Below are 517 nucleotides of genomic sequence, written 5' to 3' on the forward strand. Positions count from 1 at the left end.
CCCGGGTCGTCGGTCATGTGGTAGAGCCGGGCCACCTGGAGCCGGCCCTGCATCTCGGCGTTCGCGTTCGCCGTGAAGTCCGCGAGCATGTTGCCGCTGGCGGTGACGTACCCGGCCGTCCACGGGTTCCCGTTCGAGTCGACCGGCCGGGCACCCGCACCGGCCACGATGGCGTGCTGCGGATCGGTACCGCCGATGATCGCGGCGACCGTCGGGTCGTCCTGCATCGCTCCCTCGGTGACACCGAGAGGTGCCTTCTCGAGCAGCTGCGCGATCATCGTCGCGAGCATCTCGACATGGCCCATCTCCTCGGCGCCGATCCCGTAGAGCAGGTCGCGGTACTTGCCGGGCATGTGCGCGTTCCACGACTGGAACCCGTACTGCATGGCGACGGTGATCTCGCCGTACTGGCCACCGAGCACCTCCTGCAGCTTGCGGGCGTAGACGGCATCGGGCTTCTCTGGCTTGACCGTGTGCTGCAGCTCCTGACGATGGAAGAACATAGCGGTACTCCCTC

At 67.3% G+C, this 517-nt stretch carries 1 protein-coding gene; it reads right to left on the reverse strand.

From position 1 onward, the window contains the following. Positions 1–503 (reverse strand): manganese catalase family protein (locus tag LUU90_RS26390; RefSeq protein WP_275007335.1); only part of this gene is annotated, 503 nt, incomplete at its 3' end. Positions 504–517: the final 14 nt, after the last annotated feature.

Source organism: Promicromonospora iranensis (genome assembly GCF_028994775.1).
In the GTDB taxonomy this organism is placed as follows: domain Bacteria; phylum Actinomycetota; class Actinomycetes; order Actinomycetales; family Cellulomonadaceae; genus Promicromonospora; species Promicromonospora iranensis_A.